The organism is Methylicorpusculum sp., assembly GCF_030651835.1.
In the GTDB taxonomy this organism is placed as follows: Bacteria; Pseudomonadota; Gammaproteobacteria; order Methylococcales; family Methylomonadaceae; genus Methylicorpusculum.
This window is the reverse complement of sequence record NZ_JAUSBX010000114.1, coordinates 1-25,881: the sequence shown is the minus strand read 5'-3', so window position 1 is coordinate 25,881 and position 25,881 is coordinate 1. Positions and strand designations below refer to the sequence as shown.

Annotated in this window: 21 protein-coding genes; 11 read left to right on the top strand and 10 right to left on the bottom strand. The window is 47.4% G+C overall.

Translation table 11 applies throughout. The features are described from left to right. Positions 1-43 precede the first annotated feature (43 nt). From modA (Q7V32_RS15115) to Q7V32_RS15085, 7 genes are all read left to right on the top strand, one after another. Positions 44-790 (top strand): molybdate ABC transporter substrate-binding protein, encoded by a 747-nt coding sequence (gene modA / locus Q7V32_RS15115; RefSeq protein WP_304897808.1) that lies wholly within the window; start codon positions 44-46, stop codon positions 788-790. A gap of 25 nt (positions 791-815) precedes the next feature. Continuing rightward, complete coding sequence (gene modA, locus Q7V32_RS15110) at positions 816-1,616, top strand: molybdate ABC transporter substrate-binding protein (protein ID WP_304897807.1); 801 nt, start codon at positions 816-818, stop codon at positions 1,614-1,616. Further along, entirely contained in the window at positions 1,609-2,448 is an 840-nt protein-coding gene (locus Q7V32_RS15105) for a sulfite exporter TauE/SafE family protein (protein ID WP_304897806.1), read from the top strand. Before modA (Q7V32_RS15110) ends, Q7V32_RS15105 begins: the two co-directional genes overlap by 8 nt. Beyond that, a complete protein-coding gene (gene modB / locus Q7V32_RS15100) occupies positions 2,432-3,109 on the top strand; it encodes a molybdate ABC transporter permease subunit (protein WP_304897805.1) in 678 nt (225 codons plus the stop codon). The genes Q7V32_RS15105 and modB overlap by 17 nt, the downstream gene beginning before the upstream one ends. Before the next feature lie 4 nt (positions 3,110-3,113). After that, positions 3,114-4,190, top strand: coding sequence for a molybdenum ABC transporter ATP-binding protein (gene modC, locus Q7V32_RS15095; RefSeq protein WP_304897804.1), 1,077 nt, complete (start codon positions 3,114-3,116; stop codon positions 4,188-4,190). A 207-nt stretch (positions 4,191-4,397) separates the two neighbouring features. Further along, complete coding sequence (locus Q7V32_RS15090; protein WP_304897803.1) at positions 4,398-8,021, top strand: CHASE domain-containing protein; 3,624 nt, start codon at positions 4,398-4,400, stop codon at positions 8,019-8,021. Further along, complete coding sequence (locus Q7V32_RS15085; protein WP_304897802.1) at positions 8,018-9,658, top strand: response regulator; 1,641 nt, start codon at positions 8,018-8,020, stop codon at positions 9,656-9,658. Before Q7V32_RS15090 ends, Q7V32_RS15085 begins: the two co-directional genes overlap by 4 nt. A gap of 180 nt (positions 9,659-9,838) precedes the next feature. Here Q7V32_RS15085 and Q7V32_RS15080 read toward each other — a convergent pair whose 3' ends face one another. Together Q7V32_RS15080 and Q7V32_RS15075 are read right to left on the bottom strand one after the other, a co-directional pair. Further along, a complete protein-coding gene (locus Q7V32_RS15080) occupies positions 9,839-10,717 on the bottom strand; it encodes a CHASE domain-containing protein (RefSeq protein ID WP_304897801.1) in 879 nt (292 codons plus the stop codon). A gap of 123 nt (positions 10,718-10,840) precedes the next feature. Next, on the bottom strand, positions 10,841-11,416 hold the full coding sequence (locus tag Q7V32_RS15075; protein ID WP_304897800.1) for a hypothetical protein: 576 nt from the start codon (positions 11,414-11,416) through the stop codon (positions 10,841-10,843). 732 nt (positions 11,417-12,148) lie between these two features. On the opposite strand from Q7V32_RS15075, the gene Q7V32_RS15070 reads away from it, so the two are divergent. Next, on the top strand, positions 12,149-12,568 hold the full coding sequence (locus Q7V32_RS15070) for a DUF2934 domain-containing protein (protein WP_304897799.1): 420 nt from the start codon (positions 12,149-12,151) through the stop codon (positions 12,566-12,568). 24 nt (positions 12,569-12,592) lie between these two features. On the opposite strand, the gene trxC is transcribed toward Q7V32_RS15070, so the two are convergent. After that, positions 12,593-13,033, bottom strand: a complete 441-nt coding sequence (trxC, locus tag Q7V32_RS15065) for a thioredoxin TrxC (protein WP_304897798.1) — start codon at positions 13,031-13,033, stop codon at positions 12,593-12,595. Between the two features lie 548 nt (positions 13,034-13,581). On the opposite strand from trxC, the gene Q7V32_RS15060 reads away from it, so the two are divergent. After that, the gene (locus tag Q7V32_RS15060) at positions 13,582-14,136 is read left to right on the top strand and encodes a DUF2799 domain-containing protein (RefSeq protein ID WP_304897797.1); all 555 of its coding nucleotides are present in this window, start codon (positions 13,582-13,584) and stop codon (positions 14,134-14,136) included. A gap of 90 nt (positions 14,137-14,226) precedes the next feature. On the opposite strand, the gene Q7V32_RS15055 is transcribed toward Q7V32_RS15060, so the two are convergent. Continuing rightward, positions 14,227-15,801: an alginate export family protein gene (locus tag Q7V32_RS15055; RefSeq protein ID WP_304897796.1), complete on the bottom strand. Its 1,575-nt coding sequence runs from the start codon at positions 15,799-15,801 to the stop codon at positions 14,227-14,229. A gap of 388 nt (positions 15,802-16,189) precedes the next feature. Further along, positions 16,190-18,232, bottom strand: coding sequence for an elongation factor G (gene fusA / locus Q7V32_RS15050; RefSeq protein ID WP_304897795.1), 2,043 nt, complete (start codon positions 18,230-18,232; stop codon positions 16,190-16,192). Positions 18,233-18,415: 183 nt separating this feature from the next. On the opposite strand from fusA, the gene Q7V32_RS15045 reads away from it, so the two are divergent. Continuing rightward, complete coding sequence (locus Q7V32_RS15045; RefSeq protein WP_304897794.1) at positions 18,416-18,649, top strand: TIGR02450 family Trp-rich protein; 234 nt, start codon at positions 18,416-18,418, stop codon at positions 18,647-18,649. A 178-nt stretch (positions 18,650-18,827) separates the two neighbouring features. Continuing rightward, entirely contained in the window at positions 18,828-19,445 is a 618-nt protein-coding gene (locus Q7V32_RS15040; RefSeq protein ID WP_304897793.1) for a heme-binding protein, read from the top strand. A 16-nt stretch (positions 19,446-19,461) separates the two neighbouring features. Here Q7V32_RS15040 and phoU read toward each other — a convergent pair whose 3' ends face one another. The 5 genes from phoU to Q7V32_RS15015 form a co-directional block, all read right to left on the bottom strand. Continuing rightward, entirely contained in the window at positions 19,462-20,151 is a 690-nt protein-coding gene (phoU, locus tag Q7V32_RS15035) for a phosphate signaling complex protein PhoU (RefSeq protein WP_304897792.1), read from the bottom strand. 68 nt (positions 20,152-20,219) lie between these two features. Then, positions 20,220-21,029 (bottom strand): phosphate ABC transporter ATP-binding protein PstB, encoded by an 810-nt coding sequence (pstB, locus tag Q7V32_RS15030; protein ID WP_304897822.1) that lies wholly within the window; start codon positions 21,027-21,029, stop codon positions 20,220-20,222. 82 nt (positions 21,030-21,111) lie between these two features. Then, complete coding sequence (pstA, locus tag Q7V32_RS15025) at positions 21,112-22,428, bottom strand: phosphate ABC transporter permease PstA (protein WP_304897791.1); 1,317 nt, start codon at positions 22,426-22,428, stop codon at positions 21,112-21,114. Next, the gene (gene pstC, locus Q7V32_RS15020; protein WP_304897790.1) at positions 22,421-23,803 is read right to left on the bottom strand and encodes a phosphate ABC transporter permease subunit PstC; all 1,383 of its coding nucleotides are present in this window, start codon (positions 23,801-23,803) and stop codon (positions 22,421-22,423) included. The genes pstA and pstC overlap by 8 nt, the downstream gene beginning before the upstream one ends. Positions 23,804-23,919: 116 nt before the next feature. Further along, on the bottom strand, positions 23,920-24,966 hold the full coding sequence (locus tag Q7V32_RS15015; protein ID WP_304897789.1) for a PstS family phosphate ABC transporter substrate-binding protein: 1,047 nt from the start codon (positions 24,964-24,966) through the stop codon (positions 23,920-23,922). Positions 24,967-25,881 lie beyond the last annotated feature (915 nt).

Here is a 25,881-nt window from a genome sequence, read left to right as displayed (position 1 = left end):
TTAAACAAATGCAACAATCTCACCTTGTTTTAGGAGTCTTTCCATGCGTATCAAGCCATTCACGCTGTTTGTTCTCTTTTTAATCTCTCTTTCAAGTCATGCCGGTGAAGTCAATGTAGCCGTCGCCGCCAATTTTAATGGTCCGATGCAGAAAATCGCGCAAGCTTTTGAGCTGGCAACCGGACATAAAACTGTCATTGCTTACGGTACAGTCGGCAAATTTTATGCGCAAATCAAAAATGGCGCCCCGTTTGATTTACTGATTTCTTCTGATCAGGATACCCCGAACCGCCTCGAACAAGATGGTCTGGCAATTGCCGAAGGACGATTTACCTATGCCATTGGCAAACTGGTGCTGTGGAGCCCACGCCCTGGCTTTGTCGACGACCAAGGCTCGGTGCTAGAGCAAGAGGAGTTCAAACATTTGGCTATTGCCAATCCCAAAGTAGCGGTCTACGGTGAATCAGCGATCAAGGTGCTGGATAATTTGGGTTTGGCCGAACGACTGCAATCGCGATTCGTGTTAGGCGAAAACATCACCCAAACCTATCAATTCGTAGCAACCGGTAACGCGGAACTCGGCTTTATCGCCTGGTCGCAGATCTACGAGGAAGGCCACGCGATTCCCGGTTCATATTGGCTGGTGCCTCAGAACCAATACCCCAGGCTGCGCCAAGACGCCGTATTGCTGACCCGCGGCAAAGACAATGCTGCAGCCAAAGACCTTTTAGCTTTTCTTGGAAGCGAAACCGCCAGGCAAATCATCCACAGTTACGGCTATGAACTGTAACCCTCAGCACCTGGAGAATCCCCCCATGAAAACCATCAAATCGCTGTTATTCATCGGTCTGTTAATAATGACTTCAATGGCACAGGCCGAAAAAATAATTGTTGCAGCGGCTGCTGACCTTAAGTTTGCTTTGGACGAAATTGCTGCCGAATTCCGGCAAGCCCATCCCGATGACACAATCGATATCATCTACGGTTCTTCGGGCAAGTTTTTTACCCAGATACAAAAAGACGCGCCATTTGATCTGTATTTTTCGGCGGATATCGGTTTTCCAAAACAATTAGCGAAAGAAGGTTTTGCGGCCTCTGAAGTCAGGCCCTATGCCCTGGGCCGTATTGTGCTTTGGAGCGCCACACGGGATGCGTCGAAGATGACATTGCAAAACTTGGCCGACGACCCGTCCATCACCCGCATCGCCATGGCCAATCCAAAGCATGCGCCTTACGGCAAGCGGGCTGAGGAAGCGTTACGGTCGACCGGAATTTGGGCAATCGTGGAACCGAAACTGGTATTGGGTGAAAATATCGCACACACCGCTCAATTCGTGCAAACCGGTAACGCCCAAATCGGCATCATTGCCTTATCTTTAGCGTTGAATCCCGAATTGGCAAGCCAAGGCGGATTTTATTTAATCCCGGACGCGCTGCACGAGCCACTGGAACAAGGCTATATCATAACTAAACGCGCTGCGAATAATGCCCTCGCTGCTCGCTTCGCCGAATTCATTGCGTCATCGCCAGCCCGCGCCTTGATGATCCGCTACGGATTTACCTTACCGAATGAAGCCGCTCAGCCAATTGAAACCATGGAGCCAGGTCATGACTGACCTGCATCGTAACGGCAAAAGCTTTATTGCCGGCTCCGCAGTCGGCACACTGGGTGGATTGATTGGGCTGGGCGGAGCCGAATTTCGCTTACCAGTCCTCGTTGGCGTGTTCCGCCTGAACACCTTGGAAGCCATAATTTTAAACAAAGCCATGAGTCTGATTGTCGTTACCTCAGGACTGCTATTCCGGAGTAGCACGATTTCTTTCGACAGTCTGTTTGGCCATTCGGATATCGTGCTCAACCTGCTGGCAGGCAGTTTAATTGGCGCTTGGCTCGGTGCCGGACACGCGGCAAGGATTTTACCGGAGCGGTTGAACCTTATCGTATTTGTGTTGCTGTCAGGCCTTGGCTTGCTGATGCTGATCGAATCCTGGCTGGACGTAAATAATGCATCGGCACCATTCTTCCAACACGATGCAGTGCGCTTGCTTGTGGGATTGGGCTCCGGTTTTGCGATCGGCATCGTAGCAGCAATGATAGGCGTTGCAGGAGGCGAACTCTTGATTCCGACTATCATGCTGCTGTATGGACTTGACATCAAACTTGCCGGCAGCTTGTCGCTGGTTATCGGTATTCCTACTATGCTCGTCGCTTTTATTCGATACAGTGGCGCAGTCGCGTTTGCAGTGCTCAACAAGGAGCGTCAGCTATTTCGCTGGATGATGATTGGTTCGATTGCAGGAACATTAGTGGGCGGCACGATGCTGGGTCTCGTACCTACCCATTATCTGATCAAACTGCTGGGAATAGTGCTGTTGATTTCCGCCATAAAGGTGTTCCTTCATATGCGTATCTGCTCTCAGGAGGTATCCGATGTTGCTAGGCGATAGCGATCTTCAAGCCATAGTCCTGACCGTCAAACTGGCCAGCCTTGTTACCGTTATTCTGTTTATCATCGGAACGCCGATAGCCTGGTGGCTGGCGCGAACCCAATCACGCTGGAAAGGAACCCTAGGCGCGGTCGTCGCTTTACCCTTGGTGTTGCCGCCCTCGGTACTGGGGTTTTATTTATTGTTAGCCATGGGTCCGGACGGACCGCTGGGGCATCTAACCCAAGCATTGGGGATAGCGCCATTACCGTTCTCATTTGAAGGACTGGTGTTTGCCTCGGTATTCTATTCCCTGCCCTTCATGGTGCAACCGGTACAAAACGCTTTTGAAGCAATAGGTGACCGTCCTTTGGAAGTGGCTGCAACACTTCGGGCTTCTCCGCTCAATGCCTTTTTCACCGTAGCTTTGCCATTGGCCATGCCCGGCTTTCTTACCGCAGGTATTTTAACTTTTGCGCATACGGTCGGCGAATTCGGCGTCGTTTTGATGATAGGCGGCAACATTCCCGGCATTACCCGCGTTGCTTCGGTACAAATTTACGATCATGTTGAAGCGATGGAATACAGCGAAGCTCACCGTCTGGCCGCTATTATGCTGATATTTTCTTTTCTGGTATTACTGGCTGTTTATGCTTGGCGCCCTGGATCAAAGAGGAAATGAGCGAGTGACACAAGATAAAATCAAAGCCAACTTCAAAGTGAATTGGCCGGGTTTTTCGTTAGCGGTAGACCTGGTTATACCGGGCCGCGGCGTCACCGCATTATTCGGCCAATCGGGTTCCGGCAAAACCACACTGCTGCGCTGCATAGCGGGCTTGGAACGCGCAGAGCAAGGTTTTTTGTCATTCAAGGGCGAAATCTGGCAAAACGGAAATTTCTGGCTGCCTCCCCATAAACGCCCTCTCGGTTATGTCTTTCAGGAAGCCAGTTTGTTTCCACATCTGACGGTATTGGGCAACCTGCACTATGGCAGAAAGCGGATTTCTGAAGCGCAACAAACCAGTCTGGACCCCGTTATCGAACTGTTCGGCATCGGTCATCTCCTGGACCGGAAACCTGACCGACTTTCCGGAGGCGAACGCCAGAGAGTGGGCATTGCCCGGGCACTGGCTGTTAATCCACGGATACTGTTAATGGATGAACCACTGGCCGCACTGGATCTTGCCCGTAAACAGGAAATCCTGCCTTATCTGGAGCAACTTCGGGATCAATTCGATATACCTATTATCTATGTCAGCCACTCGCCGGATGAAGTTGCCCGGCTGGCCGATTATATTGTGGCTTTGGATGGCGGCGCCATCGTTGCAGAAGGTGTTTTGACCGATTTATTAAGCCGACTTGACTTTCCGGTCAGGCTTGGCGAAGATGCAGGGGTTGTTTTAGAAGCCGAGGTTATCGAACGCGACGAGCGTTGGCATCTGGCCAGAGTCGGGTTTCCGGGCGGCAGCTTGTGGACCAGGGATAAGGGCATCCCGGTTGGCCGTAAAGTGCGTGTGCGGGTTTTAGCGCGCGATATCAGTGTCTCAAACGATGACAGAGACCGGTCCAGCATTCTGAATGTATTGCCCGGACAGGTGGATACCATCGCCGATGATGAACATCCCGGCCTGGCGCTGGTCCGGGTAAAATTAGGTTCCACTATTTTAATTGCCCGGGTAACCAAACGCTCCGCATTCTCTTTGGGTTTAACCCAGGGACAGCCGGTATGGCTGCAAATCAAGTCTGTCGCATTGCTTGAATAAAGAATTCACACTTCACTGTATCCGCACTACACTTTTCTTCATCACGAAAAGATAGGTGGCATCACTGGATAAACCGTCTAAACTTCCGTCGGGCGACCTGCTTTTAGAATGTGCCGGGCTGAAACCCTATTATTGCAATAATTCGGCTTAAGACACCGCCGTATAGATTTTTCATACCTTTTTAGTTAGTACACACTTTTTAAAGTCATGGCTATTATTGACCCTACTCAAGCCCCAAAACTTGAGTTTAGTAAGTTACGTTCTCAATCCATGTATGCATTTTTTTTATTGATACTGGCTCTGGCTTTTCTGGTTGTTATAGGACAGCAATTATTAAATCGTAATCAACACCTGCTGCACACTCATCTAGAACTTGAAACTCAGCGCCTCACCAGCAAAATTACCACCCGTATCATCACTTATACCCAGCTGCTTCGTGGTGCCGCCGGTTTTTTTGCCGGGTCAGAATCGGTTAGTCGTGATGAATGGCGTAACTATGTTGAAAAACTCGATCTGGATCAAAACTACAAGGGCTTACAAGGCATTGGATTTACGTTACTTATTCATCCCGATCAGTTGGCAGATCACATCAAAACTCTACGCAACGAAGGTTTTGCCGATTATGTGATAAAACCCGAAGGATCCAGGGACGTCTACAGCAGCATCATCTATTTGGAGCCCTTTTCAGGACGAAATTTACGGGCTTTTGGTTACGACATGTATTCTGAAGCAACCCGACGAAAAGCGATGGATTTGGCGAGAGACACCGGTGCGACCGCAATCACCGGCAAAGTGCAATTGCTTCAGGAAACCAAAATCGATGTCCAAGCCGGTATTCTTGCCTATCATCCGGTCTATGCTAATGGCGCAATGTTACAGACTGTTGAACAACGGCGTGCTGCTCTGCGAGGCTGGACCTACAGCCCCTATCGGATGAAAGATCTTATGGATGCTGCACTGCAAGACGAATTGAACAATGTCAGGTTGGAAATTTTCGATGATCAATCCATAAAACCTGAAGCCTTATTATTTGATAGTGCGGCGAAGTTGGAGCATTTGACTGACCAAACACTGTCCAATTTACCCCCGATCGTGATCCGGGTTGAAATGGAAGGACGTTACTGGACTTTACGTTATACCCCATTGCCCGGTTTCGCCGCCTATGCCAATTTTGGCGGAGACTGGGTAGAAATAGGCGGATTGTCGTTCATCGCGTTATTGATGATGATGATCACCTGGGCATTTGTTAATACGCGGCGCAGGGCAGAAAACCTGGCTGTAGGATTGACTGCATCGTTGCGCAAAAGTGAAGATCAACTCCGGATAGTCATGGAATCGGCACAAATGGCGATTTTTCTGGCAGATGCAACAGGACATTTGACCTTTGTTAACGATTCAGCTCTTAAAGCCTTGGGTTATGAGCGCGGTGATTTGCAAGGTAAACTTTTGACCACATTGCTGGACGGCAGCGAATTTTCCAGAATATCCGACTATGTTGAAGCCACTTTGCGGGGCGACAACTTGATTGCCAATTGGCTATTGAAGCCAAAAACGGGCCAGCCAATACTTTACGAATTATCGACCCAGTTATTACCTGACCAGCGGTTGCTGGCAATCGGGAGCGACATCACAGAACGCAAGGAAACCGAAGATGCCCTGCGTAAAGCCTCTATTTATACGCGCAATCTAATCGAGGCCAGTCTCGATCCACTGGTCACCATCAGCCCGGAAGGCAAGATTACCTATGTCAATACAGCGACCGAAAATGTCACGGGCTTAAGCCGGGAAACCCTGATAGGGAGTGATTCGTGTAACTATTTCACAGATCCCAATCAGGCGCGCCAAGCCTATCAACAAGCATTTTCTGAAGGAATGGTTAGAGATTATCCTTTGGCCATTCAACATGTTAACGGCACAATCACTCACGTTATTTATAACGCCTCGGTGTACCGAGATGAAAATGACGTCGTCGCCGGGGTTTTTGCCGCTGCGCGCGACATTACCGAACGTAAGCGTTATGAAGAGCAATTATTATTAGCTCGGCATGCGGCCGAACAGGCTAACACGGCTAAAAGTGAATTCCTGGCCAACATGTCCCACGAAATCAGAACCCCCATGAACGCCATTATTGGTATGTCGCAACTGGCACTGAATACCTCTCTCACCCCCAAGCAGCACGATTATCTCGACAAAATATTGGGCTCTTCCCAGCATTTGCTGGGTATTCTCAATGATATTCTGGACTTCTCGAAAATTGAAGCACGGTGCTTATCCATTTCGGCTGAGGAGTTCGATCTGGATGAACTTATTCATAACATGGAAAGCATTTTCTATGGACGAGCCAAGGAAAAATCGCTGGAGTTTATTCTTGAAGTGGATGATAACGTGCCACGTCACCTAATCGGGGACCCATTGCGCCTGCAACAGATTTTCGTGAATCTGATCAGCAACAGCATTAAATTCACCGAACAAGGCTTTATCCGAATGACAATCAATATGGAGTCAAAAGGGACAGCCGAAACGCGGCTTAAGTTTTCCATAGAAGACAGCGGCATAGGCATTAGCGATGAACAAAAGCAGTGTCTGTTTCAACCTTTTGCCCAGGCCGATGGATCGATTACACGGCGTTTCGGCGGAACAGGGTTGGGCTTGGCAATTAGCCGCAAGCTTGCCCAAATGATGGGGGGTGACATACTCTGCCGGAGCATGCCCGGTGAAGGCAGCTCATTCCAGCTTGAACTGGATTTTGGGTTGATCAAACAAACTGCAGGCACTCAGATCAGCAAGCTCTCTCATAAAATCCCAACAACCGCAGAGTTAAAACTCGCAGCAAAAGACCTGCACAACACGCATGTTTTACTGGTTGAAGATAACCCGCTTAATCAACAGGTTGCCCGCGAGTTTCTCCGCAATGCCGGTCTTAACGTAACAACCGCTCAGAACGGACAACATGCCCTGGACTTAATGGATCATAATGTTTTTGATGTTATTTTGATGGATATCCAAATGCCGGTTATGGATGGCCTGCAGACGACGAGACGGATTCGTAACGAAGCCCGTTATGCTGATCTACCCATCATTGCCATGAGCGCCGGGGTCACTCTTAAAGAACAAGAACAATGTCAGTCGTCAGGCATGACCTGTTTCATTGCCAAACCGATCGATCCTTTAGAGATGATCAAAAAACTGGCAAAGGTTCTTGTGGCCGAGCCGTCAACTTCGGTCTCTGAGACGTTGGAAGCGGCTTTCGTAAACGAACCAAACCATCAAGAGGCCCTGAATTTACCTGGCTTCGATGCTGAACGCTTGCAGTTGCTGGAAATCATGAGGGAAGACCGGGATAAAGTTCTGGGAAGCATACTGCAATTTGTCGATGATTTTTCCGGCATCGAACAGGAACTTGACGAATGGCTTAATGCCAATGAATACCAGACAGCCTGTAACAGACTCCACGCATTGAAAGGCGTAGCGGCTAATTTAGGCGCGAATCAGGTTGCTGAGTGCGCAGACGCATTGGAAAAAGCCCTGCTACAAGGTATGAATGGCAAAGACGAGTTTATGCAGTTATGCAACGCCTGGCAAATCATCGCTAAACTCCCTGTGACGCTCCACTCTAAAGCCGTAACTGCGTTTGAGGGAGCTGATGACAATAAGGATCTATTGAGACTGCGTGTACTATTGATGACCAACAAACTGGTACCGGCCGAGTTATTGGCCAATCTGATACCTCGATTTTCAAACCAGCAGGCAGAGACAGTCAACCGCCTGCAAAAAGCCATCAGCAGTTTTGATTATGAAAAAGCCCTGCAAATGCTAAAGGAAATGAAATGAACGGACCGTCATCCAAGGCAACCATTCTGGTGGTGGACGACCAGCCTGCCAACCTGCAAATACTCGCTGAAATTCTGCAAAATCAATATGATGTTCGTATCGCAATTAATGGCGAGAAAGCCCTGCAAATTGCACAGCAAAACAACAAACCGGATCTGATTTTGCTGGATGTGAAGATGCCGGGGCTAGATGGCTATCAGGTATTGGCAGAACTGCGCCGCGATGAGAAAACCTGTCATATTCCGGTGATATTTGTGACGGCTCAACACGATGTCGACAATGAAACCCGGGCACTGGCAGCAGGCGCAGTGGATTTTATTTCCAAGCCGATCAATCCGCAAGTTGTCTGTGCTCGTGTTAATACGCACCTGACCTTGCGGCAGCGTGAAATAGCCTTCCAGCAGCTGAATGCCGAACTGGAAAACCGCATCAAAGAACGCACCCGGCAAGTCGAAACACTCAATATCGCTCTTCAGGAACGCGCTACTCAGGCAGAAACGGCCAATGCCGCTAAAAGTCTTTTCCTGGGCAATATGAGCCACGAACTGCGTACCCCGCTGATGGCGGTTATTGGCTACACTGACTTGCTACAGCGGCAAATCGACGAACCGGCAGTATTACATAAACTCTCCAGAATAAGGAAAGCTGCCGGCAATCTGTCTTCCACTATTAACCAAATTCTTGATTTTACCCAAATCGAATCCGGCAACACCGCACAAGTGGCCATCGATTTTAATCTCGTAGCGATGCTCCATAAAATCAACGACACGATTGAAGAGCTTGCTGTCGCAAAAACACTAGCCTATGCCTGCGATGTTGATTCCGCCATTCCGGAAAACCTAAACGGTGATCCTGTCAAACTGGAGCAGGTCTTGTTCAACTTGGCCTCCAATGCCGTTAAGTTTACCCGACAAGGTGCTGTCAGTCTTCGAGCCGGTCTGATCGAGGCAACCGGCGAAGAGGTGAAAATTCGCTTTGAAATTCAGGATACCGGCATTGGAATAGATCAATCCTTGCTGGGGCACATCTTTGTTCCGTTTGAGCAGGTTGATAATACGCTTACCCGCCAATATGGCGGTTTGGGACTGGGACTTTCAATCAACCGCAAGTTGATTGAAATGATGGGAGGTGAGATGGGCGTCGAATCAGAATCCGGAAAAGGCAGTACTTTCTGGATCCTTATAACGCTCAAACGGAGCCGGACACAACCTGCAGTTGCATCCCGCATACCACCCCTGCAATCACTACAAACCAATAAAGCCAGACCCCGAATATTACTGGTCGACGATGATTTCATTAATCAGGAACTGTTAAAGTTTTTACTTAATGAAGCAGGACTTCAATGCGACTCGGCCAATGATGGCGAGGAAGCGGTTGGAATGGTGAAAAAAACTGATTATGATCTGGTTTTGATGGATATTCAGATGCCTATCATGGATGGACTCGCTGCCACGCGCGCCATTCGCTTGCTACCGGAAAGACGATTGACTCCGGTTATTGGGGTTTCTGCCAATGCCTTTGCTGAGGATAAGGACCGGTGCTTTGAGGCGGGAATGAACGCTTTTCTCGCCAAACCAGTAGCACCTGAAGTACTTTATAGTGAATTGGCCAAATGGTTGATAAAAAATGATCGGTAGCTGATGATCGGCGGTCGAGCACTGAAATAACCTGTCTTATTGTATTTTCTCCAACCACTGCAACAAGGTATTGCATTTATGGGGTGAATTCGCCCAATTCATCTTTGTTGTAAACCCAACATTTTTCGAAAATTGGATTATTCCATACGATTACTCGATTTTTTGCTTTTGCTATTCCAATCAATTCACTTTCCAGCATCTCTTGTGCTTGTGACAGGTCTCGAATTGAACGCGCGTCTTTTGTAAGGAAATTTGCTGAAATTTCCGGGTGAGTTCACTGGGTAAAAAGTGAGCATCCCATTTGGAGTCGTTCATTCCTATCATCTCGTCTAGCCGGTAACCCAACATTTCACAGAACGAATCGCTAATCTCAAGAATATTGCCTTCGACATCAAGAATGTAGATACCATCGCTGCCATTACGCAAGAGCGCACGGTTTTTTTCACTTTCTTGTTGCAGCGTTTTTGTTTGCTCTTGCACCTGTCTTTGAACAACTGCAGCGCGCCCGGTCATCGCCAGTAAAAAAGCCTGTAGCAAACTGGAGAGAACAAGCCCTTTAGCCAATACCATCCAGGCCAATAAAGAACGATTGGACGCCATGTAGGCTTCTGAGGAATAAAGCGTCAGGCGCCAGAGCCGCCCATTAAATGGAATCTCATCTGCCCAGGTAAACATGCTAGATTCAGACTGATAAATCTGACCCGCGCGATATAGAAATCCGTTACCGGTAACGGCTTCTTTATCATCAAGCGTTAACGCAAGCCCTTTCGGCAAATCCTTCTTAAACAGATCTGTTAACATTTTCTCGACGCGGAATACGCCAACAGCAAAACCATAAGGTATCCGATTGCTGGATGAGCTTTGCTGATGGGATGCCTGATCGAGATAGACAGGGTCCAGCAACAGCACACCGGTACTGGTACCTTGTTCTTGCACAAGACGAACAGAGGACGCCGGCATTTGAGTTTGGGTGGCAACTTTAATTGCGGCAGACCTTATCGTATCCGATGCAATGTCATAGCTCAGTGCGTTCTGGTTTTTGTTTAAAGGCTGCAACATCCAGATGGGGATAAGTTACAAACAGATTATTTAAAGAAGCGACGATTTCTTCATAAGACAGCAGCTTCGATCGTAACTGACTGCTCAGCAATTGGCCATGCCCGGCAATTTGCTGCTTGATTCTCAGGAATTCGTTATTGGAGACATAAACAAGGCTGCAATTATCACTGCTGTAACGAAAAGCGAGGGTATGGCAACCGTTTTCAGTCGGTAGTGCCATAGTGGATTTTTACGTTGCAATACCATCAAGGTTAGCGGCGCGAAAAGTAATTCATCAATAGAAATCATATCCAGCAGCATCAGGGCGACATTTGCCCAACTCGCTGAAATCAGGCAAGCCGTTGGCCCGGCCAGAAACAGGAGTTGAATGATGTCCCGGTCATCATCCAATCTAAGCCATGCACCTTTTAAATAATCACGGACTAAAAAATTGGTAATCCAGGCTTGAAGCATAGCCCCCAAAGCAATAGTCGCCGCCAGCAACAGCTTTTCTTTACTTAAACTACCCTGGCATGAAGCGATCCAGGGGTTAACGCCTGCCGAGCCGATCCAAACTCCTGGTAACAACCTGACACCACCGAAAAGAACTGCGGCACAAGCGATGCCTGCCGAGGGGAATATAGCGGTAGCATAACCAAGAGGGATAGCCAGTTGAAGACCGGCAATGCCTAACAGAAAGTAAATCGCAGCCAGTATCAACGAATTTTGAATGACATTGATAACCTGTCTTTGGGATTTGGAACTTTCTCAGCTCAAAACAGATCAACTAAAAAAAGTAAGATGTAGGGATTTCATTAGACAAGGAATTCTCCTGATTAAAAAGATTTTTCATTCAAGCAAAAACAAATGACTGAACACGGCCGGTAGAGCCTACTCATCATGAAAAAGGGGTCATCAAGAAGAGCTAAAAGCTACGATTCAAGGGGTGTGGCGCAGACAACAAAACCGGAACATCACGTTCGTTTTATGCTCCATTGAATAGTTACAAATTTACAAAAAATCTATTTTTTAGTCTCTATAAACGAGTTCAAATCCAGATCTTGTTTTAAAAGATGCCATTTAGGAAAACAGGCGGAGTCTTCTGAACTTCAAGAATAAGACTAATTGATGAAATGATTTTGAGCAATATTAAAAAGAATATCGCCTGCAACGCAGTTGACACTTATACTGACGTGAAAATAACATTTTAATCATGGCACTATCAGCAATTCTCAATTTGAAGCGGGAAAAAGGACTGGGGAAAACTTTTTGAGAATGTCGGTAGCAGGGATGCTACTATCAAGTCCCCATGGCTGTGTTTACTGTGCTCGAAAGGCTTTTACCCACCCAAAATGACGCTGAAAATATCAAACTGGGAATTGTTGTAGCGCTATGAAAAATAACCAAATGAATGAATTTTTATGTTAAGACTTTCTAAATTGATCTAGCAGAATGGACAATCGCTCTGCGGGCCGATTATCTGATGTTGAATTCCGGCACCAATGGATTTCTGAAGCGGCGTACTTCTTGTCCGAACGGCGGCATTTTTTACCCGGGCGAAAACTCGATGATTGGTTACTGGCCGAAAAAAACTTTATATTAATGCAGATTACGCGTTATCAGGCTATTGCCTATGAAGATGGCGGCATATCCATTCAAGGGCTTCGGCTTTTAGCAAAATCGGTAGGTATTGAAGGTTTAGAGACGATGACTCTGGCAGAAGAAATAATTCAAGCTATCCAGAAATTACTGGATATTGATCCTTGCTTCAACTCTCTACCGGGTAATGACTGCAACGAATTTGAATCTTGCTTATGGAAAGCTGAATGCAGAAAAATCATTGCCAGATGGCATCCTCTAAAGCCTTGGTAAAACCGGCAACTTCAGAGTTGTTGGTTAAAAATGCATCGATCCTTTCACCCATCGTACAATATCCCCCGCATTCATAGCGCCAGATTGCCGAGTCAATTCCCGGCCATTTTTAAACACTATCAGTGTGGGTATGCTACGAATGTTATATCTTGCACTAAGCGCCGATTCCGCTTCAGTATTCAATTTGCCCAGGCGAACGTCAGGTTCCAACAGTTTTGCTGCTTGTTCGAAAGCTGGAGCCATCATTTTGCATGGACCACACCATTCCGCCCAAAAATCGACCAACAACGGAATGTCATTTCGAGACACCTGTTTTTCAAAGTTGGAACTGTTCAGTTCTAAAGGATGCCCGTTAAATAAAAGTGTGTGACATTGCCCGCATTTCGGTCCCTGTCGCAGCCGATTGCTTGGCAAACGGTTGGTGGCCGAACAATAAGGACAGACAACATGCAGTAATTCACTCATAATTTTATCTTAATATTTAGTGACCGCTAATGTGTGCAGCAGGATCAAGGTTAGACACGATAGGCACTGAGCAATCATATTATTCTCAATGTACTGTCATAGTCCCATAGTCCTTAGAAAAATCAATCCCCCCAATTGGCTTTATTGGATGGTTCTAATACAGCAGCATATAATTATTCTTGTGCTCTAACCACACACCCGCTTGTAGATACTCGATTTTGAAGGACGCAAGAATACGCCCTTGTAGCTCTCCGCAACATCCTTGTGCAGAATTTTTTCAATCAATCACCTACGCTCTCAATTGAAAGGTGGCGAGTATTTTCGTTTATTTTTTCAATCGGCTAGAATTAATGGACTTCGCACGGTCATGTTTGCGGCTTTTATGGCAATGCTATTTGGTTCGAGAGCAATGCGCGGAAACAGGCGCATAGCAAGCTATGTAACTGTTTTCGCAACGCCGCAATCGGACAATAGAGCGCGTCAGAAATCCGCAAATGTGGCCACGCGAAGGATATCGACAGCAATTCAATTAGCGGGAGAAAAAACCTATGCATCATATTACCGGCATTTTGAGCCTCATTGTTTTGACAGGCTGTGCAACCTTGAGCAAACAAGACTGCATGCATGGCGATTGGTATGGAGTAGGCAGCAAAGACGGCCTTGCCGGTGAAACCAGTAATCGTCTGTCTGATCATATTAAAGCCTGCAATGAATACGGCATTGCCGTTGACAATAATGCTTATATGGCCGGTCGCGAACAAGGGCTGAAAGATTATTGCCGCCTGGATAATGCCTTTACCACCGGTTTGAATGGCCAGCCCTATCACCACGTTTGCCCGCCGCACATTGATAGCGTGTTTGCAAATTACCATTCCACCGCCTACAAAGTACATGAAGATCAGGCCGAACTTGATAAAATCGATAATGACCTGTCCAGCAAAGAAAGCCAGTTGCGCGATAAAAAATTGAGCGAAAAAGACCGTTCACGAATTCGTGACGACATTCGGAGTCTGGACAGGCAGCGTGATCGTGTCCGTGATAATCTCCATTTGCATGAGCGGCAACTCGACTATTTGCGCCACGAAGCCCGTACTGCTCGTTGATACCAAAGGCTGCGTTTTTAAACGGTGGGGCAGCAACGTAGACGGCAAATCATTTTATTTTTCGTTCCGGTTTAGTGAACCCTTCGCTTGTCAGAATCGGAACAGGCTTTGAACATAAAAATAATCGACATCTTCTTCATCCGGCGCATTGGGGGCATCACGGGCAAAATCGCCTTTGAAGAGATGTGTCCAGCCGGTTTCCAGATTAAAGCTGCTGTTGACATTCCAGCGGGTAGACAGCTCAATTTGGTGACCCAGAAAATCGCCGGAGGCACCGCTACGATCCCTCAAGGCGGATGCCGTCCAGGTATCGCGGCTTTCCGCCAGCCAAATAAGCCGATGGCTGATAAAAGCTTCTACGTTATCTCGCGGAGCGATAATAAGACGGGTGCCGGGTGAATTAATATTGCTGCGAGCTATCGCGCCATAAATACCAGTTGGGCTGTATTCAAAGCGCCTTGCGCCGAACAAAGTATCGAAACGTTCATTTTTATCGTCATTGGGGTTACTGTCGCCACTGGCGTAGTCATATTGCAGCACAAAACGCGGAGACCAAGGCAACTCCAGGGTATAGCCCAGAGAAAGATGTTGAAACCAGGCTTGATGGTCCAGATTTTTTGTGTCATCGGCCTCCGTTGTCGCGCGAATTGTCCCGAGTTGTCCGGCGGTCTCGACCTGAAAGTCGACCTCGCCTTTGGCCGGTTTCCGGTACCAACGCATACCGGGTGTGAACAAGCGCCGGTTGCGTGTGTCGTTTTCGTTTTGATCGTCTTCGCTCAAATGATATAAAAATAATTCAGCATTTATTTTCCAGGCAATATCGTAAATTTCCAAAAAACCGCCGGAAAACCAGGTTTTGTATAACTCGGTATCCCATTCATGTTTACTGTCCAGCAGCTCTTGCTTTTCATTAGGGTAGCGCCCGACCGGTAGGGTCACGAATCCGTTGAATTGCCATTTGCCATTGTCCTGGAAACGAAAACGTGCGCCGGTAAAAGCATTGATCGTGTTACGGAATACATTTCGGGCGACCAGCCGGCGGCTACCCAAATTGAGTGTTTGCCGCCCCAGAATCACCTCGGTGCCGATGCCGCTGTCCAGGAAATTTGTTTGTGCCCAGGCAAGATAGGCTTGCAAAAAGTCCGATTGATTCGCATGGGTATTATTGAGTGAAGAGCCTGAATCACTGCCGAATTGGCGTGAATCCATAAATTCGGCACCCAAACGAAAGTCATTGAAGCTGGCTTCCAGACTCAGGCAAGTCGCCAATGGAATTTGCTGATCGCCCCCCTTCGCATTGGCTTGAAACGGTCCGCCCAAGACTTCATAGCGCGTGCGTTGCTCCAGCGAAAGCGAAAGCCATTGGGGCAATTTTAGCGTGTCATGTAAATTCCAGACGGGCTTTTCATAGTTGGGCGCTTGCGCCAAGTGATCATTCATTTGACTGGAAAAACAAGCAAAAGGCGGAGTTACCGGTTTTTGCTGTGCGGCATGAGTGTCTTCAATCGGCGTAAAAAACAAGATTATCACTGCCAGTGAAATAGATGGAAATTGACGCGTCCTGCCAACAGTAGAGTTTGCCATGCGTTCTGCATCATATAAAAAGGCTATCGACAATACTGGCTTACCATTACTCACTTTGAGTCGTGTTTTGTAGTCAATCATCATCTGCTCGTTATAATCAAAAAACCTCAGCCGCTATGCATATTCACTCTTACTGAAGCTTAAGTCATTTTGCGGCCGGACCCAACAGGCTTCCCTGAATGGCAACGTATCTGCTCACCCCTTCCTATTTTATTGGGTGTAGGTGCTTGATTTCAAAGGACGCATGAATACATCCTTGTAGCTCTCTGCAACATCCCTGTTGCAGAAGCCTTTTCAATCAATCACCTACACTTTCTATTTCAAGCGGGCGAGTAGTTACATAAAAACCATAAAGAAAACCTTATTGAAAAATTCATTAGCAACCATTAATCCGCTTACAACCCCAATCAAGAAAAGATTTGAAAAAGTAATCACGTACGCCCCCATAGCGCCCAATTCAGCCAAATACTTATTGGTCTTCTTCCTTCAACTTAAACCCGCTGGTCAACTGCTGCTGGAGAGGTCCAGGCAAAGGCGCGTAATGGCTCAATTCAATAGCATAATGCCCGCGGCCGCTGGTCAGCGCGTTCAATCGTGATTGATAGTCGGTCAGTTCACTCAATGGTACCTTGCCGCTGATAAGCATTCTGCCGGGGCTATGGGAATCCGTTCCGGTAATATGTCCGCGTTTGGCCGAAAGATCTCCGGTTATATCGCCCATTGCCGTTTCCGGAGCGATAATTTCAATATCAACCACCGGCTCCAGCACAAGGGGCTTCGCCGCCCGGATAGCTTCAATTACCGCTTTATGCCCGGCGGTGACGAAAGCAATTTCCTTACTGTCCACAGCATGCGTTTTGCCGTCATAAACAGTGACCCGCAGGTCTATCACAGGAAAACCGGCCACCACGCCGAAATCTAATGCCTGACGCACACCTTTTTCCACGGCCGGCATAAAGGCACCGGGGATGGTACCGCCTTTGACTGCATCCACGAATTCAATGCCTTCACCTCGTGCCAATGGCTCTATGCGCAAAAACACTTCGCCGAATTGACCCGCCCCGCCGGTTTGTTTTTTATGACGACAATGACCTTCTGCGGGTTGGCTGATCGTCTCTCGGTAAGGAATGAGAGGGGGCTTGATATCGACTTCCAGCTTGTATTGGCTGACCATTTTTTCCAGCTTGGCTTTAAGATGAGCATCGCCCAAGCCCATTATCACTGTCTCATTGGTAGCAGGACGGCGTTCAATAATGAACGTTGGATCTTCCAGAGCCAGTTTATCGAGTATGTCGAACAAACGCTGTTCGTCACCTTTACGTTTGGTCTCTACCGACAAACCGGTCATTGATGGTGGAAAGCGCATAGGTTTAAGGTGAATGTAATCTTCGTCGTGAGAGTCGTGCAATACTGCATCAAACATGATTTCATCCACTTTGACCACTGCGCCGATATCACCGGGAATCAAAGCGTCTACTTCTTGAAAATCCTTGCCTTGTAATTGATAAAGATGCGCGGCTTTGAAAGGGCGTTTAGCATCGCCGACAAAAAGCTGTGCGTCCTGCTTCAATGTGCCTTGATGCATGCGGAAAATACCTACTTTGCCCATGTAGGGATCGCTGACAACCTTGAACACATGAGCCAACACATGCTTATCCGGGTCGGGTTCGGCCTGAAAGGTTTCCATGGAACCGTCAGGCTGAACTTTATAAAATGGAGGAAGATTGCCTTCGGTGGGATTGGGTGCCAGATTAGCAATCACATGCAGCAATTCTTTAATGCCAGCTCCGGTCCTAACAGAAGTAAACAGAATAGGCGCAAAACCGGCCCGCAAAGCACTTTCAAATGGAGAGTGAGTTTCGCTGGGTTTGGGTTCTACACCTTCCTCAAGGTACTTCTCCAACAGCGCCATGTCTTCTTCAACAATGCGTTCAATCAACTCATTATGCGCTTCAGCGACCGATCCAAAATCGGCCATGCCTGAATCATGCGCCAGTACCTCGACGACCTCTTTTGCGCCGTGGGCGGGAAGATCTAATACCAAACCATTGAATCTTGTGCGAATGTCTGCCACCAAACCGGGTAAATCGAGATTATCGGCATCGATTTTGTTGATCACGATCATCGTACAAAGCTTTCTTTCCCTGGCCCAGCGCAACATCCGCTCAGTCATGAGCTCGATACCGGTTTGAGCGTTGACGACCACCAATACCGTTTCAACCGCTTCAAGGGCGGCAATGGCCTGCCCTGCAAAATCCGGATATCCCGGTGTATCCAGCAGATGGACCAAGGCATTTTCATGCTCAAAATGAACGATAGCGCTTTGCAGGGAGTGACCGATGGATTTTTCCTGTGAATCAAAATCACAAACCGTATTCCCTTTTTCAACCATGCCTTTGTTTTTGATAGCACCGGCACCATGAAGCAGGGCTTCCGCCAAACTGGTTTTACCTGCCGCGCCGTGGCCTACAAGAGCGATGGTTCGGATGGCTTTCGTCGTATAGTGAGGCATGGTTCTGCTCCTTGTACAATTAAATAAAAGCGCTATTTTACGCGGTAGGCCTCAATTTGTGTCATTTTGATGGGGTGTTGGCGACTCGATTTTAGCTTCTGCTTTTAAGGTAATTGCATATAGAAATTACCACGGTACTCTGTATGTATGATAAATATCCGTAAACATAATGATTTCAAGGCCATGCTGACCAGCACATCCCGGATTAATCCCAGAATACTGCTGCTCAGTAAGTGGACAGCCGCAAACCCAAGAAATAAAGAGAAGCATTTTATCGTCACCCAATTGATTGAGCCGGAACCTCCGGAGATTAAGATCGAATTGATTGAACTGGAGGCTGTCTATTCGCGGCGAAGTGTTATATTGGCCTGGCGTGAATTGACCGATGCGAGCCAATGGCTGCAGGGCTGGAAATGATGAAAGTTTTAAGTCCCCCACTTTGAAAAAGAGAGCAAGGGGATGCAAAGTCACCGGATTGTTTTATATGCATAAAGTGAACACTCACGCCAGAATTGCCGCGACTGCAATACTTACAAGCAGCTCTTTTTGAAGCAGACTACACGACCACCTTTCTAATTGAAACCCAAAAGAACCCATGAAAAAACTACTCAGTATTTTAACCAGCGTTTCTCTTGCCGGATGCAGTGTCGTTGGCATTCGCTCGGCAAATGAGCCCGTTTACCAGATACTAAAAGACGAAGGTCAGATTCAGGTTAGGCAGTATCCGGCTCTGGTTGTGGCCGAAACGGAGATAGGGTCTGATTATAAAACCAGCAGCAGCGAAGGTTTTCAGCGTCTGGCCGGCTACATTTTTGGAAAAAACAAAACCCAGGAGAAACTGGCCATGACGGCCCCGGTTACGCAGGAAAAAGCGTCAACAACACTCGATATGACTGCGCCGGTGTTTCAACAAAAATCAGCCGGAAAGTGGCGAATGGCATTTGTGCTGCCTCAGGAATACACCATGGCAACAGCCCCTATTCCGCTTGACCCTGCGGTAATCATTAAAGAAATTCCCGCCAAAAAAGTCGCAGCATTAACCTATTCGGGGAGCTTATCCGAACAAGGCATCATTGAAAACGCCACGACGTTGACAGAATGGCTATCCAATCAGCCTTACAAAGCCCTTTCTCAACCCCGTTCTGCCGCATATGACCCGCCCTGGACCTTACCTTTTTTGAGAAGGAATGAAATCCATATTGACATTGAATGACACGACTGCGTTGGCTTTATTCTGCATCCTGATGCCGAATATTTTTACCTTCTATCATAAAAATGAGATATTCGGCGATACTGCGCGCATGGTCACCACAGCGCTCCAGCGATTTCATGATTTGGAAAATATTGAGCGAGCGACTGATGATGCGGGGATCTTCAATAACAAAGGTCAACTGGCGTCTGATGCCCGCCTGATATTCATCGCCATAGTCCCAATATTCGTTCACCAGGGTATAGGCACCTTTTACATCACAGGTATCGAAAGACCGGATGGCTTGCTCCAGCATTTCTGAAACCATTTGTCCCATTTTCATAATATCTCTGAGCAACTGTAGATTAGGGTCGGCGCTTTTGCTGTCGAACAAGGTCAGAATCAATTTGGCTATCTTCACGACTTCATCGCCGATTAATTCCAGATCGACCACTATTTTTGAAACCGACATCACCATCCGCAGATCATTAGCCACCGGCGAACGTTTGGCCAAAATAGTAAGCGCCGCCTCATTGATTTTATTCTCATGACAGTTAACTTCCCTATCGCGCAAGATAATCTTTTCAGCCAACTTGATGTCACGTTCATCCAGCGCCTTCATCGAATGATCGAGTTGAGTGATGACTAATCCGGCCATTTCCAGAACCAGATAATGCAGATGGTTCAATTCGCCGTCAAAGATGCGGGAAGTATGTTCTTTTGTCGCCATAATCATTTGAGGTGGGCAATCTATAAAAGTAAAAATTTGGCCGGCAATTAGATCAAATCGCGAAAGCCTTATCCAAAGCGTCCGGTAATGTAATCTTCTGTCAACGGATGTACCGGATTGGTAAAGATCTGGTTGGTATCGCCGACTTCGATCAGGTGGCCCATATGAAAATAGGCCGTTCGCTGGGAAACCCGTGCGGCTTGTTGCATGGAGTGAGTGACGATAACGATCGTGAAGCGTTCTTTGAGCTCGGCAATCAGTTGCTCAATCTTTGCGGTCGCAATGGGGTCCAAGGCGGAACAGGGCTCGTCCATCAGAATCACTTCCGGATTGACCGCAATGGTGCGGGCTATACAAAGACGTTGTTGCTGACCGCCTGATAAACCGGTGCCCGGTTCATCGAGTCGGTCTTTTACTTCTTCCCATAATCCGGCTTTAATCAGGGAATTTTGAACAATTTCATCCAGTTCGGTTTTATTCACGGCAAGACCATGAATACGCGGACCATAGGCCACATTGTCATAAATCGATTTGGGGAATGGATTGGGTTTTTGAAAGACCATGCCGACTTGGGCGCGTAGCGGAACCACGTCCATATCGCGGTGGTAGATATCTTTGTCATCGATTTTGATCTCACCTTCCACTTTACAACTGGGAATGGTGTCATTCATCCGGTTCAGTGTGCGTAAAAAAGTCGATTTTCCGCAGCCGGACGGACCGATAAACGAAATCACTTCGTTATTGCCAATGTCCAGGGACAGATCATTGATGGCTTGTTTTTCTCCATAAAACACATTGACATTTCGACAAGAAATACGGGTATCGGAGGAAGTGATGGCACCAACTGTTTCACGGGATTCGCGGTCTATTTTTTTCATGCCCAGCACATTCGATAAGGTTTGTCTTTTCATGGAGTGACTCGGTACGGATTCTCTAATATAACTCATGGGTTTACCCTCTTTACCAGCGTCTTTCATAGCGTCTGCGTAGATAAACTGCCAGTCCGTTCATGGAAATAAGGAAAAACAGCAATACCATGATTGCTGCGGAAGTGCGTTCGACAAACGCTCTTTCAGGGCTGTCTGCCCACAGATAAATTTGCACGGGCAAGACGGTCGAAGGCTGGGTAAAGCTGGTCGGCACATCAACGATAAACGCCACCATCCCAATCATTAACAGGGGCGCAGTTTCTCCCAATGCTCTGGCCATACCGATGATAGAGCCTGTCATCATGCCGGGCATCGCCAACGGCAGCACATGATGCGTAATGGTTTGCAGTTTGGATGCCCCCATACCCAAAGCGGCTTCCCGAATCGAGGGCGGTACAGACTTTAATGAAGCTCGACCGGCGATGATAATAGTGGGCAAGGTCATCAAAGTCAGCACCAGACATCCGATAATGGGCGTACTGCGCGGCAATCCGAAAAAGTTGATGAACATGGCCAGGCCTAATAAACCGAAGACAATCGAAGGCACGGCAGCCAGGTTGTTGATATTGACTTCGATAAAATCGGTAAATTTATTGATGGGCGCAAATTCCTCCAGATACACGGCGGTCGCTACGCCAATCGGGAAAGACAACAAAAATGTGCCGATCAGCGTCAGCAAGGAACCCATCAAGGCACCGCGTATACCGGCCATTTCCGGCTCTCTGGAGTCACCGGCAGTAAAGAACAAGGCATTAAAGTGCTTTTCGATACGCGCTTCCTGGCTCAGTCTGTCGATCCATGCCAGTTGCTTGTCGTTGACCCGGCGATTAGCCTGATCCTGTTCACGGTCGATATGGCCTTTCATCAGCATATCGATATCATCGTCCGCCGGTAACCAGACAGGCACGGTTTTACCCAATAAAGACTTATCGGTGACCACCATTTCTCTCAACAAAAAACCCGCCCCGCTGCTGACCATGGCATAAAGATCGCGCTTGTCGCGGCGTTCCGTTACTTCAGGAAAAGCCGTCGACAATGATTTTTTGATCAAGCCGTTATAGTCAGCCTTAGCCAGACTATCATCCCCACCATGCTCCGGATCCAGCCATTCCGCATCAAAATAGATATCCAGTTTGACTTGCGTTTGCACAAAAGCGGTATAGCCTTTGCCAATAATGCTGGTGAACAACACCAACAAGAACATCAGGCCCAGCATAATGCCGGTTAAGCCATAGGCTTTGAACCTGCGTTCGGCGGATCGCCGTTTGGCCAGGCTTTTTTGCACAATATCAAAAGTAGACGCCTTATTATCAGCTCTCAAATCTGCAGATGTGGCTGGATTATTCATATTGTTCCCGGTATTTTCTGACGATATACAAAGCAAAAACATTCAACATCAGTGTGACGACGAACAACACCAATCCCAAGGCGAATGCCGCCAAAGTCTTAGGGCTGTCAAATTCCTGATCGCCGACTAACAATGTCACTATTTGCACGGTTACTGTTGTCACCGCTTCGAAAGGATTAAAGGTCAGATTGGCCGAGAGTCCTGCCGCCATGACTAAAATCATCGTTTCACCGATGGCTCTTGAAACCGCCAACAAAATACTGCCGACAATGCCGGGCAAAGCCGCGGGAAAGATAATCTGCTTGATGGTTTCGGCCTGGGTGGCACCCAAGGCATAGGCACCGTCCCGCAGCGATTGCGGCACTGCATTAATGACATCATCCGATAATGATGAAACGAAAGGGATAATCATGACCCCCATCACCAAACCAGCCGCCAGGGCGCTTTCCGAGGATACTGACAAACCCATTGCTTCACCGGTTTCTCGAATGAACGGAGCAACGGTCAGCGCCGCAAAAAAACCGTAAACCACGGTAGGAATACCGGCCAGAATTTCCAGCGTCGGTTTGGCTGTTGCACGAAAAGTGGGACCTGCGAATTCCGACAAATAGATGGCCGACATCAAGCCGATCGGAACTGCAACCAGCATCGCAATCAACGACACCAGCAAGGTACCGGTAAACAACGGAATGGCTCCAAAAGCCCCGGAAGAACCGACTTGATCGGAGCGCATGGCGGTCTGCGGACTCCAATCCAGACCGAATAAAAAATCAAAGACGGGCACTGATTGAAAAAACAGGAACGATTCATAAGCCACGGAACTGACAATACCCAAGGTGGTAAATATGGCGATCGTAGAGCAAATAACCATTCCACCCGTAACGGCCTTTTCAACCGCATTGCGTGCCCGGTAATGTTGATGAATACGCTGACAGGAAATCCACATACAGGCCATCGACAAACCAATAGTAACGATTGCCATCAGCCAGTGGCTTAATGACTGTAATGACTCATAATGCGAGGCCGCATCGAGTATGACCGAATCGCTTTGGGTCGCCAGCGTTGAACCATTCACGACATTGCGTATGTCATTCAGTACCAGATTCAGGCGCTCAGGCGGAAGATTGATCATTTCTTCAGGCAGTTGTGCTGTAACCGCTTGAGTCATCCAAACCGGCTCAACGATCAGCCAGATCAACGTGATCAACAGCGCAGGAATAACGCTCCATAAGCTTACGTAAAAACCATAAAATCCAGGCAATGAGTGCAGAAACTTTACTTTGCCTTCCACACAGCCTACTGCGCGTTTTTTTCCTGCATAGAAACCGACATAGGCCAGTATCAATAATAGGATCAGAAGAATCGATGGAGACATAAACTGTGTGTCCTTGGTAAAAAAGAGGGGGCTCTGCCTAAGCATTCCCCCGCCGAGTGTGCCTGCCTAATTGATCGAGTCGCCACAGGCGCAAAACCTATCCCGGTTTGTCTGAATTAGAGTTTTAGCAATTTCAGATTTTTAACATCATCGGCAAATTGTTTGCGTTCGGCATCAGGCATTGCAATCAAGCCTTTGTCAGTCAAATAGCCCTCGCTACCCCAGGCTTTTTCGCTGGTGAATTCTTCCAAAAAGGCCTTGATACCGGGAATAACTTCGACATGTGCTTTTTTTACATAAAAATAGATAGGCCTTGAAATAGGGTATTGACCTGACGCAATAGCGTCGTATTCGGGGAACACACCCTGAATTTTCAGCCCCACCACCTTATCGGCATTCTGGTCAAGAAAGCTGTAGCCGAAAATACCGATTGCTTTAGGATTCGCTTCCAGTTTTTGCACGATCAGGTTGTCGTTCTCGCCGGCTTCGATATAACCGCCATCTTCACGAATGGCGTGACAGATTTCTTTGTAAGCATTTTCATCCTTATCTTTCAGTGCCTTGATCCAGGGAAAGTCCTTACATCCACCTTCCATCGCCAATTCCAAAAACGCATCACGGGTTCCGGAAGTTGGAGGCGGTCCCAAGACTTCTATTTTGGTGGCCGGTAATAACGGGTTGATTTGAACCCAGTTGTTATAAGGATTATTGACTAATTGATCACCGCCTTTTGGATCGGGCACTTTTTTAGCCAAAGCCAAAAACAACTCTTTCAATGACAATGCGAATGGCGTACCGGTAGTAGCTTGGGCAATGGCGATGCCGTCATAACCGACTTTGACTTCAACGATGTCCTTTACCCCGTTTTTTTGACAGGTTTCAAATTCTGACGCTTTAATAGCGCGAGAGGCATTGGTGATATCGGGATACTGAACACCCACTCCACTGCAAAATAATTTAAATCCACCCCCAGTCCCGGTTGATTCAACCTTTGGCGATTTAAATTTGCTGGACTTTCCGAATTGCTCCGCAACGACCGTCGAAAAGGGATAAACCGTCGAAGAGCCTACAATATTGATGTAATCACGCGAGCTCTGAGCCCATACTGCACTACTCAGCATCAGGGGCAAAACAACGGCAACAGATTTCAATTTTATATTCATATATCCTCTGATTGTGGCTGATCCATCAGTACTTAACTGACAAAATCAGTAGTATTTGGGCTAAATGTTGCTCAAGCTCGTGAGCTACAGCCCGAAAAATAAGTTCAACGCGCGCATCATAAATCCCTAATATGACAGAAAGATGACAATGCTTATTTATCACCCTAAAGTGGCAGCAATTCCCAGTTTGAAATTTTCAGCGTCAATTTGGGTTGGGAAAAGCCTTTTTCGCTTCAAACAGAGAATTGCTGCGAAAGTGGAAGAAATACGTTAAAGAGAAGACAACTACTCTTCCGCTTTCATCGGCAGGGACTGAGCAGATACAAGAAAAGCATTCATTGGATTACGGACAGCCTGCAGAAAAAATAAGCTTTTGGTGTATCTGCTCACCCCCTCCAATTTTAGTGGGTGTAGGTGGTTGATTGAAAAGGCTTCTGCAACAGGGATGTTGCAGAGAGCTACAGGAACGTAATGATGCGTCCTTTGAAATCAAGCACCTACACCCTTAATTCAAAGCTGGCGAGTAGTTACCTTTTGGTAACTATTCAGAGGAACAACAAAACCAAGGAGATGGGCAGAGGACTTTGGTCAGGTTTAGAGAGCCTAACCCAACCTACGCTAAATAATTGCAGCTTTTGAATATATCGGGATGTTTTTTTGTTTTGGAAAAATAGAACAGGTGAGTTGAAACCGCGGGTCAGATTAGCCGTCCTGCCGACAAGCATTAACCACGCTAAATAGATGAATATAATCAAAGACTGCCATCCCTGGCAATTTAATTAATATTGGTAAACCCCCGGCTATGCCGGGGGACTCTCAAAGGTTTGACCTATAAGGCGGTCGCAACGATGCTCTTATCTCGACCAAAAGATAGGAGAATCGAAAATGAGAGAATATCAAAGTTTGAGCCATAGC

Excerpts from the sequence above, each read along its gene's own strand:
- modA (WP_304897808.1), top strand. The coding sequence starts at position 44 with ATGCGTATCAAGCCATTCACGCTGTTTGTTCTCTTTTTAATCTCTCTT.
- modA (WP_304897807.1), top strand. The coding sequence starts at position 816 with ATGAAAACCATCAAATCGCTGTTATTCATCGGTCTGTTAATAATGACT.
- Q7V32_RS15105 (WP_304897806.1), top strand. The coding sequence starts at position 1,609 with ATGACTGACCTGCATCGTAACGGCAAAAGCTTTATTGCCGGCTCCGCA.
- modB (WP_304897805.1), top strand. The coding sequence starts at position 2,432 with ATGTTGCTAGGCGATAGCGATCTTCAAGCCATAGTCCTGACCGTCAAA.
- Q7V32_RS15090 (WP_304897803.1), top strand. The coding sequence starts at position 4,398 with ATGGCTATTATTGACCCTACTCAAGCCCCAAAACTTGAGTTTAGTAAG.
- Q7V32_RS15085 (WP_304897802.1), top strand. The coding sequence starts at position 8,018 with ATGAACGGACCGTCATCCAAGGCAACCATTCTGGTGGTGGACGACCAG.
- Q7V32_RS15080 (WP_304897801.1), bottom strand. The coding sequence starts at position 10,717 with ATGTTGCAGCCTTTAAACAAAAACCAGAACGCACTGAGCTATGACATT.
- Q7V32_RS15070 (WP_304897799.1), top strand. The coding sequence starts at position 12,149 with ATGGACAATCGCTCTGCGGGCCGATTATCTGATGTTGAATTCCGGCAC.
- trxC (WP_304897798.1), bottom strand. The coding sequence starts at position 13,033 with ATGAGTGAATTACTGCATGTTGTCTGTCCTTATTGTTCGGCCACCAAC.
- Q7V32_RS15060 (WP_304897797.1), top strand. The coding sequence starts at position 13,582 with ATGCATCATATTACCGGCATTTTGAGCCTCATTGTTTTGACAGGCTGT.
- Q7V32_RS15055 (WP_304897796.1), bottom strand. The coding sequence starts at position 15,801 with ATGATTGACTACAAAACACGACTCAAAGTGAGTAATGGTAAGCCAGTA.
- fusA (WP_304897795.1), bottom strand. The coding sequence starts at position 18,232 with ATGCCTCACTATACGACGAAAGCCATCCGAACCATCGCTCTTGTAGGC.
- Q7V32_RS15045 (WP_304897794.1), top strand. The coding sequence starts at position 18,416 with ATGCTGACCAGCACATCCCGGATTAATCCCAGAATACTGCTGCTCAGT.
- Q7V32_RS15040 (WP_304897793.1), top strand. The coding sequence starts at position 18,828 with ATGAAAAAACTACTCAGTATTTTAACCAGCGTTTCTCTTGCCGGATGC.
- phoU (WP_304897792.1), bottom strand. The coding sequence starts at position 20,151 with ATGGCGACAAAAGAACATACTTCCCGCATCTTTGACGGCGAATTGAAC.
- pstB (WP_304897822.1), bottom strand. The coding sequence starts at position 21,029 with ATGAAAAAAATAGACCGCGAATCCCGTGAAACAGTTGGTGCCATCACT.
- pstA (WP_304897791.1), bottom strand. The coding sequence starts at position 22,428 with ATGAATAATCCAGCCACATCTGCAGATTTGAGAGCTGATAATAAGGCG.
- pstC (WP_304897790.1), bottom strand. The coding sequence starts at position 23,803 with ATGTCTCCATCGATTCTTCTGATCCTATTATTGATACTGGCCTATGTC.
- Q7V32_RS15015 (WP_304897789.1), bottom strand. The coding sequence starts at position 24,966 with ATGAATATAAAATTGAAATCTGTTGCCGTTGTTTTGCCCCTGATGCTG.